The following is a 742-nucleotide window of genomic DNA, read 5'->3' on the forward strand; positions in this document are numbered from 1 at the left end:
GTCCCGGCGCCGCCACCTTGCGAGCAGCCGCGGGCGCGGCGTCGCGCCCGCGCGCGACGGGGACAGAACGCCTGCCGACCTCAGCCGACCGGCGGGTGCGGCAGTACCTGTGCCGAGGAGCAGGGCGGCGAGCACCAGAGCGCCCGCGAGCACGGCGGCCGTCACGACAGCTCCCGTCCGCGGGCCAGCAGCTGCGCCAGTCGGGGCCACCCGGGGCCCTGCACCGGGTGGCCGTCCGTGGTGGTCAGCGCGGGCAGGGTGCGCAGCACACCGTCTCCCAGTGCCAGGACGCACACCTCGGTCAATCGTCGACCGGCGGGTGTGCGGTCCACGTGGGCCACGAGGTCCAGGGCACTGGCCGCCTGCAGGTCCACGGCCTCGCGGCTGTACTGCAATTTCTGTTTTACTTTCAGTCGGCGTTCTAGCGGCATCAAAATACATTTCAATGGTTTGTATCCACGAATCTGTGCCTCTTCCATCAAATTCAGGAATGTTCATCTTGGCAGGTTTAACCAAAGCTAGAGGTCATCTGATATCAATCTGCACTTCTCTGTTGGCCTCAGCATTTCTCCTATGCAGCTCTACTTGAGCCTCTGCTTCAGCTTGTGCATTAGGAGGAAGAGGAGGTAGGGTAATAGGTGGTTGCACTGGCGGTGGATCCTGCAAAGCCAATCGATTTTCCAACCCAGTTTGGACTGGCCTGTTTTGAGAGAAATGTGGATGTCTGTAGGGAGGTTTGTTA

The 742-nt window shown here is 61.7% G+C and carries 1 protein-coding gene; it reads right to left on the reverse strand.

Translation table 11 applies throughout. From position 1 onward, the window contains the following. Positions 1-161: 161 nt before the first annotated feature. Positions 162-395 (reverse strand): hypothetical protein, encoded by a 234-nt coding sequence (locus tag D7X99_RS42145; RefSeq protein WP_199756445.1) that lies wholly within the window; start codon positions 393-395, stop codon positions 162-164. Between the last annotated feature and the right edge of the window lie 347 nt (positions 396-742).

Source organism: Corallococcus sp. AB032C, assembly GCF_003668935.1.
GTDB classification, from domain to species: Bacteria; Myxococcota; Myxococcia; order Myxococcales; family Myxococcaceae; genus Corallococcus; species Corallococcus exiguus.